This window comes from Pseudomonas sp. CROZ-RG-20F-R04-15 (assembly GCF_022662375.1).
GTDB lineage: Bacteria > Pseudomonadota > Gammaproteobacteria > Pseudomonadales > Pseudomonadaceae > Aquipseudomonas.
Window position 1 is genome coordinate 1 of sequence record NZ_JAKNQL010000013.1, and the last position, 14075, is coordinate 14075.

The window sequence follows — 14075 nt, forward strand, 5'->3', positions numbered from 1 at the left end:
TTTCAGTTGTTGGCCGGTTTCCCCGGCAATTGTCGGCATCGGCAACCGTGGATCATTCTCGGCAATAGCGTTAATGACCAGTACCAGCCCCGGCGACTTGCCAACCGGTTTGCCATCACGCACAAGTTCCCAGTAGAACGTTTGGGTAGTCCCTCGTTGCGTCACCAGGAAGGCCGAGGTGAATTTGAAGTTGGCGCGCTTGTTCTGGTTGATCAACACCAGTGGAAAAGGTGGGGTGCCTGCTATCGGATCAACTTGTTTCAGTTGAGCGTGATCACCCGGCAACGCCGCAAGGTGTTCTATGCGCACAGTAACGCCGTCTTCATAAGCCAACACATCGATGGGATTGATGGCCGGCGCGATAAGCGTTGGCGGCAGCAGGTCGACGGGGGCGGCGCCGGTCACCGTGGCGATTGCCGTTTTGGAGAGGCCCAGGAGATCTCCACCTGGACGCCTCAACTCGAAGAAAACTTCCACATTGCTATCGGCAACGATTCGGTCATTGGGCACGCTGACAATGCACGGCTGAAGCACACCAAAATTCGCCGTGATCTTGCCGGGAATCGTCAGATCAACATCCGACGCGCTGGAGCGGTAAGTCACCAATACGTCGTCATCTTTCTGATAGATCGGCGCTTGCGGAATGATAACCACCAGTAGCGGTCGACCTTGTAATTTGTCGAGGTCGATGATTGTCGGATCATCCGTATCGTCGTCGGGATCTTCTCGCAGGATCGGTTTATCCAGCGTGAGGCGATCAAGATCAACGTTCGCCCGAATAATCTTCGACCAACGCCGTTTATCCGTAGCGTTTAGCAGTTGATCGACCACGGTGTAGGAGAACGGGCAGTTGTCCTGACTGCCCACCAGTTCGAACTGCTCACGATCGATCAGCGCGACAAAAGAAGCGGCCGCCTCACCAGGTTTTACCGTGAATTCGAAGCGCTCGTTGCCGATTTGCACGGTGACCTTGTCGTAAACCTTCATGTGCGAATAAGCGAGGGTGAGAGGGACCTTGTTGTCGATCTTGTCCTTGTCGATGTTCGCCGGATCCCCCCATTCTGCGGGCAGGCTGATGCCCAGCCCCGGGTGTTCGCCATTACCCGGCACGTCATTGCCACCGGGTAACGTGGCGCTGTAAAGCGCCCACAGCTCGGTGGATTTGCTTTCATTGCCGGGGTGAGTTTTCAGTTTGTACTGGACGACGTTGGTGATGCTGTCACGCAAGTCGGACTGGAACAGGTCGAAGGCGATGATTTGATTGCCGACCTCTTGGGGCAGGCCGATCTGTACGCCATTGAGCCAGAGGGTGATTTCGTCGTATTGGTCGGGGTCCAGCGGCGGATCGACCAAGACCTTCACCGCTGCGGCGAGCGTGCCATCCTTGCGAAGTACGTCCTCGAAAATCCCCAATGGCACCCCTTGCACCGGTACACCGTCGGGTGGCTTTTGGTCGCTGATGACGCCGTTGGTGGCACGGGCGATCTTGGCGGGGTAGAGCTGCTGCGTTTCGTTACCTGAAACAATGCTTGCCATGGGACACCTTCCCGGGTGATTGGTCAGCGCGGCGCGCTGACTGCGATGGAGCGATCAAACACCGGGGTGGGAAGGTTGGCTACTGTCAACTCTGACAGGTGGCGACGAGTGGTAGGAGCGTTGTCCGGCGAGCCGGAACGGATTGCATCTCAGGCAGGTGCTTTCGGGGAGTTCGTCCATCCCTGTGGCGAGAGCGATCGCCCTCGCCACAAGATTGCCGGGGTACAGATCAGCCCGGCAACTCCAGATTATCCATAACCCGATTCACCGCCAGCTCCCCGAGCATGATCAACTGCGCGATCCCCAACAGCGTCCTGCGCTGCGACGCGGGGATGAGGTGGGCGAAGTCATGGGCGATGGTTCTGGCCGAGGCGAGTGTTTCGCTGGCATCGGCCAGCAGTTCCTCGTTTTTGAAGTCCGCGGTGACCGCGTACATCCGGCGGGTTTTTCGTGGTGGTGGGGTGGAGCCGGGTGGGCAGAGGTAGTGATCGAGCGCGCGTTCGGCAGCGTCGTTGAGCTTTTTTGAATTGAGGGATTCGTAGGGGGAGGCGAGGTCGGTTTCGGGCGGGTTTGGCGTTGGTTTGATCATCGGTAAAGCCTCTAGAGTAATGAAGCTGCCACCGTTCGCTGCTAACGAAGGAGGTGGCGGCTGTACGCGGGTTAGCAGACCAGGACTCTAGAACCCGGCGCACCGAAGTGCCCCACGCAAAGCCGCCATAACGGCAACGGACTTTATGCGTCTAGAGAAAAACCCGGGCTGCTAAACCCGATCACTGACAATCAGCGACCGACCCACAATAGAACCCGCCCCAAAGGCGCACAAGCCGGCGGATTCTGGCGTAGCTGTAGGCAATGGCGCAAGAATTTGTAGCCTTGAAGGCGTGTCTGGAGGTGTCTTTTAAACACCGGAGTTTAAAAAGCAAAGGATCGGGCGATTGGCTGGGTGCAACCGTGGTCTGTCCCCGTTTCCCCCAGGGTTTGTGACGGACGCAGAAACCTGTGGGAGCGAGCTTGCTCGCGAAGGCGTTTTGTCAGGCGAAATCAATGTAACTGATCTATTGCATTCGCGAGCAAGCTCGCTCCCACAGTTGAATGATTGCAGGCGGGATTGATCGTGTTGCGTCAGAAACCCAACGGGTACTGGATCACCACGTAAATCCGGTCAATATCATCGCCAGCCTGCGCCTCATTGGCGCGGTGCGATACGTGGGACAACTGCACCGACAAATCCTTCGCCGCACCCGACTGGACGACATACTTCAGATCAATATCGCGCTCCCAATGCTTGCCGCCATCACCTTGCTGCGGCTGATAACTGCCGCTGTCCGGATCAAACGGGTTGTAGGCGCCGCCCTTGGGCGCGTGGGTGCCGTCGATGTGGCTGCCGGAGACGTAGCGGGTCATGAAGGTCAGGCCGGGGATGCCGAGGGCGCCGAGGTCGAGGTCGTAGCGCGCTTGCCAGGAACGTTCGTTGGCGCCGTTGAAATCGGCATATTTGATCGAGTTGGCGAGGTAGATCGAGTCGCCGCCGACGAAATCGAACGGCGTGTCGCCATTGATCCGTTGCCAGCCGAGCATCACCGCGTGCGCGCCGAAGGTGTATTTGCCGGACAGGCTGAACGCGGTGTTGTCGATGGCGCCGGCCAGCGCCCGGCCGGTGTCGCGGGTGTGGTAGAGGTTGGCGTCGAGCAGTACGCCGGACTGCTTGAAATGCAGATTGCCGTAGTACTGGTGCCAGGTATCGCTCAGATCCGAGGCGTACAACGCGCCGCCCACCGGGCTGTCGGTGAACAGGTCGGCGCCGATAAAACTGATGCCGCCGGCCTCGGTATTGGCGCCGTAACCGTAAAAGTCGCCTTTGCCGGATGAGCTGTCCTGATTCTTGAACGCGGTGAAATGCCCGGCGACCAGATTGATGTGGTCGAACTCGGCGCTGTTGAGCAGAAAACCGGTGGCGTATTCCGGTTGCAGGCGTTTGTCGGAGGTGTCGAATACCGGTGTTTCGACGGTCATTTCACCGAAGGCGAGGGTGGTGCGCGAGGCTTTCAACTTGAGCGCGCCGCCGGCGCTGGAGTAATCGTTTTCGCTGCGACCGTCGCTGTCGACTGGCAACAAACCGGTGCCGGAATGGCCCCGGCCGCCGTCGAGTTTCAGCCCGGCGAAGGCGTGAGCATCGATGCCGAAACCGACTGTTCCTGATGTGAAGCCGGATGAGAAGGTGCCGATAAAACCTTGAGCCCATTCCTGTTTATAGTTTTTGCCGGACGGTGAGGGCGAGCGGTAATCGTTGCTGAGGAAGAAGTTGCGGCTGAGGATTTCGCTTTTGGCGTCGTCGAAAAAACCGTTGGCGTGGGCGGTTGGGTTCAGACCGCAGAGCAGCGCGAGGAGGGTGAGACGCGAAGGGGCGCGGTCGATCATGGTCGGTGGCCAGCGGCAATTAAGATGGCTGGGATGATCGCGGGATTGCAGTGCGGGGGATTGAGCGGATGTGCTGAATTTACGGGGCTACACAAAACCTGTGGGAGCGAGCCTGCTCGCGAAGGCGGCACATCAGGCGACATTTCTGTCGGCAGACACACCGCTTTCGCGAGCAGGCTCGCTCCCACAGGGTTTTGGGTTATATGAGGGTTTTGTGGCGGGAGCAAAAACCTGTGCCAGTGATGGCGGTGTGTCGGGCAACATTTTTGTTGCCTGACACACCTTTTGATCGCGTTACGACAATGGCGGCGTGCGTGGCGGGATCTGGCGTTTGCTGCCGGTCGATTCAAACGCGGCCGCCAGGCGCAGCAGGTTCGAATCGTCGTAGGCGCGGCCGGCGAAGGTCAGGCCGACCGGCATGCCGATGTCGGCCATCACGCCCATTGGCACGGTGACGGTCGGTACGCCAAGGTGGCGGATCGCGAGGTTGCCGTTGGCCACCCAGATGCCGTTGCTCCAGGCGATGTCGGCCGATTCAGGATTGACATCGGCGTCTGCCGGGCCAACGTCAGCGACCGTCGGGAACAGCACGGCGTCGAGGCCCAGCTTGTCCATCCAGTCCTCAAGGTCGATACGTCGAGTCTGCTCCAGACCACGCAAGCCATCGGGCACGGTGCTGATTTCATTCCACGGCGTGATGCCGCGCTCGGCCATGCGCACGTATTCATCCATGCCCGCGACCAGATCACCTTCACGGTTGGGCAGGGTGCCCGGTTCGTGCGGGAAGATCTTCGCGCCGTCGACGTCGACCAGACGATTGAGTTTCGGGTCGCCGTTGGCTTGCAGGAAATCGTCGAACGCCCATGCGGTCAGATCCCACAGTTCATGGTGAAGGAACTCTTTCGAGACCAGACCTCGGGTGAATACAGTCGGCGCGCCGGGACGATCGCCCTCGCAGTTGGAGGCCAGCGGGAAATCGGTTTCGACGACTTCGGCACCGGCGGCTTCGAGCGCCTGACGCGCCTGCTTCCACAGATCGATCACCGACTCACGGGTGTTGATGCGCTGGCCGGTCGGGCCACCGATGCCCGGTGCTTCGCTGGTGCCGGCTTCAGGGTCGGCATTGATGAACATGCGCGGCACGGCGAAACGCTTGCCGGCCAGCGCTTTGGCGTCGGCAGCCAGATCGGCGTAAGCGGCGGGGCGCACCTCGTTGACGCTCGGGATCGGCACCCACGGTTGCAGGCGCCAGAGGTCGCCACGGGTGTCCGGGTCTTCGGCAACGACGATGTCGAGGACTTCGAGCAAGTCAGCCATGGTCCGTGCGTAAGGCACGACGACGTCCATGGTTGGGGTCAACGGCCAGTTGCCGCGCACCGAGATCACCCCGCGCGACGGGGTGTAGGCGCACAAGCCATTGTTCGACGCCGGGCCACGCCCGCTCGACCAGGTTTCTTCCGCCAGACCGAACGCGGCAAAACTGGCGGCAGTGGCGGTGCCGGCACCGTTCGACGAACCGGAGGCAAACGGCGCGGTGAGGTAAGCGGCGTTGTAAGGGCTTTCGGCGCGACCGTAAACGCCGCGCTGCATGCCGCCATTGGCCATCGGCGGCATGTTGGTCTTGCCCAGGCAAATCGCCCCGGCGGCGCGCAGGCGTTCGATGGTGAACGCATCACGATGGGCGACCAGATCGGCGAAGGCCGGGCTGCCGGACGCAGCGGTCAGACCTTTGACCAGATAACTGTCTTTGGCGGTGTAGGGGATGCCGTCGAGCGGGCCGAGGGTTTCGCCTTTGGCACGGCGCGCATCGGACGCCTGTGCTTCGTTCAATGCTTCAGGGTTGCGCACGATTACGGCATTCAGCGCCGTCGGGGTGTCGGCACCGTCATAGGCATCGATACGCGCCAGATAGGCCTGCACCAGTTCGATCGCAGTGGTCTGGCCGGACTCGAGCGCGGCGCGCAGTTGGGCAATGGAAACTTCGGTGACTTCGATCATGCGGTCACCGCCGTTGGAATAGAGGTGTTTTTCTTGGAATGGGGGTTCATAGCGGTTCTCGTTGCACGGCTTTACGCGACAAGGTTAAGACTGGCGCCTATTTAACACCAAGCGGGGCGCGGAGTAATCGGCGGGATTGATCTCCCACCGAGTTTCTCTCCGGCCGGCCCCTTCGCGAGCAGGCTCGCTCCCACAGGGATCGCATTTCAAACAGGCATCCAGGCTGCCAAAGTGGAATGCATTCCAAATGTGGGAGCGAGCCTGCTCGCGAAAGCGGAGTTTCTGCCAACCCATCACTTCAGCCGATCACAAAACGCCGTACTCCCGCGCCGTCCGATCCACCGCAATCCGCGTCTTGTCGATTAACTCATCCAACTCCGCGCGCGTGGCCACCAGCGCCGGCGCCATGATCATCCGCCCCAATGTCGAGCGAATGATCAAGCCTTCCTCAAAGCCAATCGTGCGGCAACGCCAGGCGATGTCGTTTTCATTGGCAAAACGCTTGCGCGTCGCTTTGTCCTCAGCAAACTGCAACGCCGCCACCAGCCCGACGCCCTGAATCTCACCCACCAACGGGTGATTGCCGAACACCTCGCGCAGACAATTCTGCAGGTACGGCCCGGTGTCGGTTTTCACCTGAGTGACCACGCCCTCATCGCGCAAGGCCTTGAGGTTGGCAATCGCCACAGCGGCCGCCACCGGGTGGCCGGAATAGGTCAGGCCGTGGGCAAACACGCCACCTTTCTCGACCAATGCTTCAGCCATGCGCCGCGACAGAATCAAGCCGCCCATGGGGATGTAACCGGAAGTCAGGCCCTTGGCGATCGACAGCGTGTCCGGCTCAAAACCGAACGTTTGATGCGCGAACCATTCGCCGGTGCGGCCGAACCCGCCAATCACTTCGTCCGCACACAGCAGCACGTCGTATTGACGGCAGATGCGCTGAATTTCCGGCCAGTACGTCGCCGGCGGAATGATCATGCCGCCCGCGCCCTGAAACGGTTCGGCGACAAACGCGGCGACCTTGTCGGCGCCCAGTTCGAGAATCTTGTCTTCCAGTTGCCGCGCCGCGCGCAGGCCGAATTCTTCCGGGCTGAGATTGCCTTCATGGGCGAACCAGTACGGCTCATCGATGTGCGCCACGTCAGGAATGGTGCCGCCCATCTCGTGCATGAACTTCATCCCGCCCAGTGCCGTCGCGGCCAGGGTCGAACCGTGGTAGCCGTTCCAGCGGCCGATCATGATTTTCTTCTCGGGCTTGCCCATGACCTGCCAGAACTTGCGCACGGTGCGGATCAGCACTTCGTTGGCTTCGGAGCCTGAGTTGGTGTAAATCGCGTGGCTGTAGTGCTTGGGCAGCAGGCTGAAGAGCAGCTCGGACAGCTCGATCACTGCCGGGTGAGTGGTGTGGAAGAACATGTTGTAGTAGGGCAGTTGTTCCAGCTGTGCGGTCGCGGCGGCGGCGAGATCCTTGCGCCCGTAACCGAGGTTGGTGCACCACAGACCCGACATGCCATCCAGATAGCGATTGCCGTCGTTGTCCCACAACGCCAGCCGATCGCCGCTGACCATCACTCGCGGGCCTTCCTCGTTGAGAGCCTTTTGATCGACGAACGCATGGATGTGGTGCGCAGCGTCGGCGGCTTGGTAATCGCGGGTGGTGCGGTCGAATTCGGCGGACATGGCTGATCTCCAGACAAACGGGAAAAGTGAGTGCGTTCATTCCTGCGTTGTGCGAGTAAAGTTTTGTCACTTAAAAATATTTTTGTAAAGAAAATATTTGTCGGTGAAAAAATATCTCCGTAGGCTGAGCCCGACACGCAAGGATCATCAGAGGCAACATGAGCGGACTCAGAGAACGGCAGAAGGAACAGCGTAGGGAAGTCATCGCCGCAGCGGCGCTTGAGCTGTTCAAAAGCAATGGTTTCGCGGCGACCACGCTGGAGCAGATCGCCGTACAGGCCGGCGTTTCCGCGCCGACGGTGGTGAATTACTTCGGCGGCAAACAGGAAATTCTGCTGGCCTTGCTCAAACAACCGGACGAGCAGGCCATGCGCGAGGCGCGGGCGAATCTGGACGCAGACAGCGATCCGCTGGAGGCGTTGTGCGAGTTCGAAGGGCTGATGACCGATTACCAGCTAGCCGCGATGCCGGCTTCGTTGTGGCGGGAACTGGCGCCGTTTCTGCTGACGGGTGACCTCGCTGAAGCGCTGAGTCCGTGGAATGCGGCAGTGATTGAGGAAACCAAAGCGTTGCTTTTGCATTTCCAGCAGGCGGGCAAGGTGCGCGAATCGATCGATCTCGATGTCGTGGCAACGCTGTTCAACCAGTACGCGAACATGGCGTTTATCCGCTTGGCGACGCAAGAAGTTCCGGACCGAGCCGCACATGCGTTGCACATGCGCGGGGTTCTGAATCTGTTGTGTCACGGCATGCTGGAGTGCTGAGCTATTCGGTGGCTTTCACGCAATTACCAGCCTCACGACGCATGCACAGGCGATAACGCAGTTTTTCCGCCCAGTATTTTTCCGCAGCGGTGACGTCGCTCCACGAGTCGTAGGTGCTGCTTTCGAACAGGCCAATGATCGGCCGGCGCGAACCGGTGCGGCGGTCGATTTCAGCGGCAATGACGTCACCCGATTGCGCATCGGCCAATTTGCCTTCGATGGTCACCTGACCGGTGAACGGTGGCTGCCCGGTCGTGTGAGAAGCCGCTTGCATGGCGGCGGCTTTGGCACCCGGCACACCCAATGGAATCGGAATGTAGGACGCGGCTTTCATCGACGTGTCGGCAGCCTCTGCATCGACGATGGCCACCGAAATGCGCAAGGTGTCCGGGCCCGGCTTGTCGACCATGCGATAGTCCTTGGCCAGTTGTTCATGCAACTGGTTGTAGAACCCCTGGGCAATGGCGTTGCTGTCGGTTTGCGGTGCTTCGTGCAGTTTCGACTTGGGTCCGGCATAGAGCTGAACCGGATCGAGCATCACACTTTTATAGCGGGTAAAACTCGCTGTGGAAGCGTACTTCGGGTTGCGGTACAGCCGCAGCGCTTCGCCGTCGTCACCTTCTTTCATTTGTGGGTAGATATCGGCCAGAAAGCCTGAGCCATTGAGGTTTTCTTCGCCCAGCGTGGTGCTCCTGCCGGGTTGTGAGGTGGAGGAACAAGCGGCGAGGGTGATGACAGCAACAGCTAACGTCAATGTGCTCAGAATGGGCTTCATGCAGTTTTCCTTGATTGCCTGAAAGGGGGCGCTGGGGGGCTTGCCACGCAGAAGGCTAGTTCATGGTGGTAAAAAAACACCGGTCGTGTACCGGTTTTTTTGTGCATTGAAATCCACCGTCGCATATTTGCCGCTACGGTTCAGGGCACTGGCAGCATCTGATGGAAACATGGCGTGAAATGGACAAACCGCGGCTACCGGAGCGCTCAATCTAGCCGGTGGATCCATGCGATCTTTAACTCTAAAAATGGCTGACAGAGCAACGGCATTGCGCACGTTGCAAGGATCTCCTATGACGGATGCAAGAATGCCCTCCGGCGTCGACGGACAGACACCGCCCGTGCCTCGCTCGGTATTCATTACCGGCGCCAGTGGCTTTATCGGCAAGGCGCTGCTCAAACGCTACAACGCACTGGGTGCAACGGTGCGCGGGATGGACCTGGTTGCCGACCCTCAAAACGATATTGTCGCCGGCGACCTGACCCGGCCGGAGCGGTGGGCGGCTCACGCCAGCGGGTGCGAATTGTTCATCAACACGGCCGCCGTGGTTTCGCTGGCGGCGCCGTGGTCGCTGTATCGCGAAGTATCGGTACGCGGCGTGCGTCATTGTCTGGATGTGGCAATCGCCGCTGGCGCCAAGCGTTTTGTACAGATTTCCTCGATTGCCGCGCTGGGCTGGAACTATCCGGCGCTCGCCGATGAGCGCTGCGATGTGGTGATCGGTGATCAGTATCGTTACGGCGTGGCCAAGGGCGCCAGCGAGCATGTGGTGCTGGCTGCCCATGCGGCGGCTGAGATCGACTGCACCGTGGTACGACCGGGTGATGTTTACGGCCCGGGTTCACGGGCCTGGTTGATCGAACCGTTGAAAATGGCCAAGGCCGGCGCGCTGATTTTGCCCAATCGCGGTAAGGGCGTATTCACGCCGGTGTACGTCGATGATTTGCTTGACGGCATCATGCTCGCGGCGGGGCTGGAGCAAGCGCGCGGGCAGATTTTCCACTTGAGCAGTGCGCGGCCGACGACCTGTGGCGAGTTCTTCGCCAATCACTGGCGCTGGGCCGGGCGTAAAGGCTCGCCGAAAACCCTGCCGCTGCCCTTGGCCACTGCGCTGACCTCGCTGATCTGGCGGGTTAACGGGCTGTTGAAGATCAACAGTGAAGTGACGCCGGACGCGATGTACATGCTTGCGCGCACCGCAGATATCTCTATTGCCAAGGCGCGGCGGTTGTTGGGTTATGAGCCGAAGGTGTCGCTGGAGGAAGGGCTGCGCCGCTCGGAGGACTGGCTGCGCAGTACCGGGCAGATCGGTTCATAGGTGATTGCTCCCACGCTCTGCGTTCCCACGCAGAGCGTGAGAACGCTCAGACGTGAGTTGCTTAACGTGTGTGCTTGTTGAAGATCAGCATCGAGGCAAGGGCCGGCATCAGCAGTAACGCCCCCACCATGTTCCACAAAAACAGCAACACCAGCAGCAGGCCCATATCTGCCTGAAACTTGAGCACTGAGAACGACCATGTCGCCACGCCCAGCGCGAGCGTGATGCCGGTGAAGGCCACCGAGGTGCCGGTGGTCTTCAGCGCTTCGAAGAAGGCGGCTTGAAACTTCAGACCTTGCTGCAGAAATCCTTCGATGCGGCTGTACAGATAAATACCGTAATCGACACCAATCCCCACGCCCAGGGCAATCACCGGCAAGGTCGCAATCTTCACGCCCAGGCCCATTTTCGCCATGACCGCTTCGCACAACACGGTCGACAGGTACAGCGGCGCCATCAAGGCAAACGTGACTTTCAGCGAACGGAACTCCCAGAGCACCACCAGACTGATGATGATGAACACCAGCATCAGCATGGTCTTTTCCGAATCGCGGATGGTGATGTTGGTCGCTGCCTCAATGCCCGCGTTGCCGGCGGCCTGGAGGATTTCGAAGTCCCCGCCGTCGTAGCGCGCACTGAAAGCGTTGATTGCGTTGACCACGCCGCTCAGGGTTTCTGCCTTGTGATCGGCCAGGTACAGGCTGATCGGCGCGACGCTGCAGTTGGGGTCAACGAACTCGCCGGGGACACTGGAGCGGGCGTTGTTCATCACGAATTGATCGCGGGAGAACTCGGCCCATTTCGGGTTGCCCTCGTTGCGCGCGACAATATTGAAACGCATGGCGTTGTACAGCGATTGCACTGACTCCACACCCGGCACGGCGCGCAACGTCTGTTCCAGTTGATTGGCCAGGTCCGCGGCGGCAAACCGCGCGCATTGCTCCACCGGCGTTTTGAACATCACCACGAACACATCAGTGCTGGTGGTGTAGTGATCGAGCAGGTAAGCGTTGTCCTGGTTATAGCGCGACTCGGGGCGAAACTCCGGTGCGCCCTTGTCGAGATCGCCGATCTTCAGGTCTTGTCGCGCGGCGTAACCGACACCGAGCAGAACCAGACTGAGCGCAATCAACGTCACGGCCTTGCGCGGTTGCACGATGGTGGCGAGTCGGCGAAACACCGGCCACGACGAACCACTGCGCTTGTGCTGTTCACGCAACCCGCGCGGGCTCACGCCGACATAGGACATCAATACCGGCAGCAAAAACATTTTGGTGAAGATCGCCACGAATACACCGATGCTCGCGGTGATCGCCAGTTGCTGGATCACGCCGATGTCGATCACTAGCAACGTGATGAAACCCACCGCGTCAGCCAGCAGCGCGGTGGTGCCAGGTATAAACAGCGCGCGGAAGGTCTTGCGCGAAGCGTCGACAGGCGTAAGGCCATGGCTCATTTCGCTCATCATCAGGTTGATGTTCTGCACCGCGTGGCTGATGCCGATTGCAAAGATCAGAAACGGCACCAGAATCGAGTACGGATCGAGGCCAAAACCCAACAGACTCAACAACCCCAGTTGACAGACCACTGTGAGCAGACAGGTCAGCACCGTCACCGCTGTACTGCGCCAGCAGCGACAATAACCATAAAGCAACGCGGTGATCAAACCGACGGTCAGGGCGAAGAACAGCACTATGTCAGCGGCTGCGGCGAGCAGGTCACCAATGATCTGCGCAAAGCCAATGACGCGAATGGTCAGGCCTTGCGCGGCAAAGTGTTCACGCACCTGTTTTTCCAGCGACTGGGTGAGGGCACCGTAATCCAGCGGTTTACCGGTTTGCGGGTCACGCTCCAACAGCGGCACACGGATGATTGCCGAATGAAAGTCGTTGGCGACGAAGCTGCCGATCATGTTGGCGCGTTGAATGTTCTGCCGCACCTGCTCCAGCGACGCGGCGCTGCCGTCGTAGGTGTCGGGAATCACCCGGCCGGCGCGCAGGCCTTCGGTTGTGACTTCTGACCACAAGGCATTTGGGGTCCACAGGGATTTGAGGTTGCTGCGGTCAACGCCGGGAATGTAGAAAACCTTGTCGTTGACTTCGCGCAGGGTCTCGAGAAACTCCCGAGTGACGATGTCGCCCTTGGGGTTTTCCACCAACACACGCAGCACATTGCTTTGCGGGCGCAGCACATCTTCGAACTTCAGATAATTGGCAATGAACGGGTGGCCGGTGGGAATCATCCGGCTGAAACTGGCGTCCGGTCGCAATGACAGCGCGGCATAAGCCAAGACCAGCGTGGCAAGCGCAAACACGGCCAACACGACACGGCGATGGCCGAACAATAGACGTTCGGTGCCCGCGACGATCCGTTGCATGAGGCTGAGCGGTACAACAGCGTCGCACTGATGGGAGAGGGCGTTCATTTCGTTTGCACCTTGAAGGGAACCATCGGCAGTACTTGCAGGCCCGCAGAGCCGACCAGCAATAACTGACCGGTGCGGGTTTCACTGACATTGAGCAGCGCCGCTTTGCCCGGCGCGCGCCACACCGCGAATTGCTCAGTGTCCTCGCTGAATTGCAGCGAACCGGCTTGACCGGCAAGTACGACTGCACCGGACGACAATTGCTTGATGCCGTAGAGGCTGGTTTTCAGCGGCAACTGACGCGCTGTCCACGTGGCACCGTGGTCATGGCTGACCAGCAACGTGCCACCAAACCCGGCGGCCATGACGTCGCCGTTTTTCAGTTCGGCGAGGCTATAGATCGAGGCATCCGTGGGTTGCCGCGCGGCGTCCCAATGTGTGCCGCCATCCCCGGAGCGATAGAGACGCCCGGCTTCACCCGCGACCAGCAGGCTGCCGTCGGCCAGCCCGAGCACGCTGTTCAAGTGCAGGCGATCGGGGTTGTCGAGGCCACTGACGACTTCCCACGTCGCACCACCATCGACGGTTTTGAGCAGCAGGCCATAGGCGCCGACCACCCAACCTTCATGGGCATTGCGAAACCACAGACCGAGCAACGGACGGGCCGGGCCAGCGTCCGTGGCGGCCTGGGCGTCGTCCATGGCGAAGTGCGCGTTGTCCAGCGCGGTGGCGAGGCGCTCGTCATCTGGCGCGGCATCGACGGCCTGTTCCAGACGCGCGACGTCTGCTTCGGCGGCTTTCACCAGCAGTGGATTGATCTGGCGGCCATCGAGCTGTTTGCGCCACGTGTGCCCGCCATCGTTGCTGTGCAGGACTACGCCGTCGTGGCCCACGGCCCAGCCGTGATCGGCGTCGACGAATTGCACCGCGGTCAACAGCAGGTCGACCGGCACCTGCGCTTGTTGCACCTGACCATTGGCGTCGCGCAGAAGGATATGCCCCGAGGCGCCGACCATCACTTGCCGGTCACCGACCGATTGCACATCGCTCAAGGGTGACTGGAGGGCCAGCGGGGTCATGGCCGACGGACGTTCCAGGCGGTCAGTCAGTGTCACCGCGCGCGCGCCTGCGCTGGCACTCAGCGTCAGTAGCAGGGCAAGCGTCATCTGCAGGGAATTGTTGAGCGTCATACAGCACCCGTTTTTTTACAGAGGGACG

General features: G+C 60.2%; 9 protein-coding genes and 1 pseudogene. 2 read left to right on the plus strand and 8 right to left on the minus strand.

All coding sequences use genetic code 11. From position 1 onward, the window contains the following. The 5 genes and pseudogenes from L8H52_RS19250 to L8H52_RS19270 form a co-directional block, all read right to left on the minus strand. Nucleotides 1-1536 (minus strand): annotated as a pseudogene (locus tag L8H52_RS19250) (hypothetical protein); the annotation flags it as partial. Nucleotides 1537-1765: 229 nt separating this feature from the next. Further along, entirely contained in the window at nt 1766-2125 is a 360-nt protein-coding gene (locus L8H52_RS19255; protein WP_242208386.1) for a hypothetical protein, read from the minus strand. Between the two features lie 533 nt (nt 2126-2658). After that, nucleotides 2659-3954 carry an OprD family porin gene (locus L8H52_RS19260; protein ID WP_242208385.1) on the minus strand — a complete coding sequence of 432 codons (1296 nt, stop codon included), beginning with the start codon at nt 3952-3954 and terminating at the stop codon, nt 2659-2661. A gap of 294 nt (nt 3955-4248) precedes the next feature. Next, nucleotides 4249-5952, minus strand: a complete 1704-nt coding sequence (locus tag L8H52_RS19265; RefSeq protein WP_242208384.1) for an amidase — start codon at nt 5950-5952, stop codon at nt 4249-4251. 306 nt (nt 5953-6258) lie between these two features. Then, on the minus strand, nt 6259-7635 hold the full coding sequence (locus L8H52_RS19270) for an aspartate aminotransferase family protein (protein WP_242208383.1): 1377 nt from the start codon (nt 7633-7635) through the stop codon (nt 6259-6261). Between the two features lie 158 nt (nt 7636-7793). Between L8H52_RS19270 and L8H52_RS19275 the strand changes: the two genes are divergently transcribed. Beyond that, nucleotides 7794-8399: a TetR/AcrR family transcriptional regulator gene (locus L8H52_RS19275; protein WP_242208382.1), complete on the plus strand. Its 606-nt coding sequence runs from the start codon at nt 7794-7796 to the stop codon at nt 8397-8399. Nucleotide 8400: 1 nt separating this feature from the next. Here the strand turns inward: L8H52_RS19275 and L8H52_RS19280 are convergent, their stop codons facing one another. Continuing rightward, entirely contained in the window at nt 8401-9174 is a 774-nt protein-coding gene (locus tag L8H52_RS19280; protein ID WP_242208381.1) for a DUF3313 domain-containing protein, read from the minus strand. A gap of 292 nt (nt 9175-9466) precedes the next feature. On the opposite strand from L8H52_RS19280, the gene L8H52_RS19285 reads away from it, so the two are divergent. After that, nucleotides 9467-10492 carry an NAD-dependent epimerase/dehydratase family protein gene (locus tag L8H52_RS19285; protein ID WP_242208380.1) on the plus strand — a complete coding sequence of 342 codons (1026 nt, stop codon included), beginning with the start codon at nt 9467-9469 and terminating at the stop codon, nt 10490-10492. 61 nt (nt 10493-10553) lie between these two features. Here the strand turns inward: L8H52_RS19285 and L8H52_RS19290 are convergent, their stop codons facing one another. Both L8H52_RS19290 and L8H52_RS19295 read right to left on the minus strand, forming a co-directional pair. Then, nucleotides 10554-12917: an MMPL family transporter gene (locus L8H52_RS19290; protein ID WP_242208379.1), complete on the minus strand. Its 2364-nt coding sequence runs from the start codon at nt 12915-12917 to the stop codon at nt 10554-10556. Beyond that, nucleotides 12914-14047 carry a YCF48-related protein gene (locus L8H52_RS19295; RefSeq protein ID WP_242208378.1) on the minus strand — a complete coding sequence of 378 codons (1134 nt, stop codon included), beginning with the start codon at nt 14045-14047 and terminating at the stop codon, nt 12914-12916. The genes L8H52_RS19290 and L8H52_RS19295 overlap by 4 nt, the downstream gene beginning before the upstream one ends. Nucleotides 14048-14075: the final 28 nt, after the last annotated feature.

Bases quoted from the DNA above. Each gene is read 5' to 3' on its own strand.
- L8H52_RS19255 (WP_242208386.1), bottom strand. From the start codon at position 2,125: ATGATCAAACCAACGCCAAACCCGCCCGAAACCGACCTCGCCTCCCCC.
- L8H52_RS19260 (WP_242208385.1), bottom strand. From the start codon at position 3,954: ATGATCGACCGCGCCCCTTCGCGTCTCACCCTCCTCGCGCTGCTCTGC.
- L8H52_RS19265 (WP_242208384.1), bottom strand. From the start codon at position 5,952: ATGATCGAAGTCACCGAAGTTTCCATTGCCCAACTGCGCGCCGCGCTC.
- L8H52_RS19270 (WP_242208383.1), bottom strand. From the start codon at position 7,635: ATGTCCGCCGAATTCGACCGCACCACCCGCGATTACCAAGCCGCCGAC.
- L8H52_RS19275 (WP_242208382.1), top strand. From the start codon at position 7,794: ATGAGCGGACTCAGAGAACGGCAGAAGGAACAGCGTAGGGAAGTCATC.
- L8H52_RS19280 (WP_242208381.1), bottom strand. From the start codon at position 9,174: ATGAAGCCCATTCTGAGCACATTGACGTTAGCTGTTGCTGTCATCACC.
- L8H52_RS19285 (WP_242208380.1), top strand. From the start codon at position 9,467: ATGACGGATGCAAGAATGCCCTCCGGCGTCGACGGACAGACACCGCCC.
- L8H52_RS19290 (WP_242208379.1), bottom strand. From the start codon at position 12,917: ATGAACGCCCTCTCCCATCAGTGCGACGCTGTTGTACCGCTCAGCCTC.
- L8H52_RS19295 (WP_242208378.1), bottom strand. From the start codon at position 14,047: ATGACGCTCAACAATTCCCTGCAGATGACGCTTGCCCTGCTACTGACG.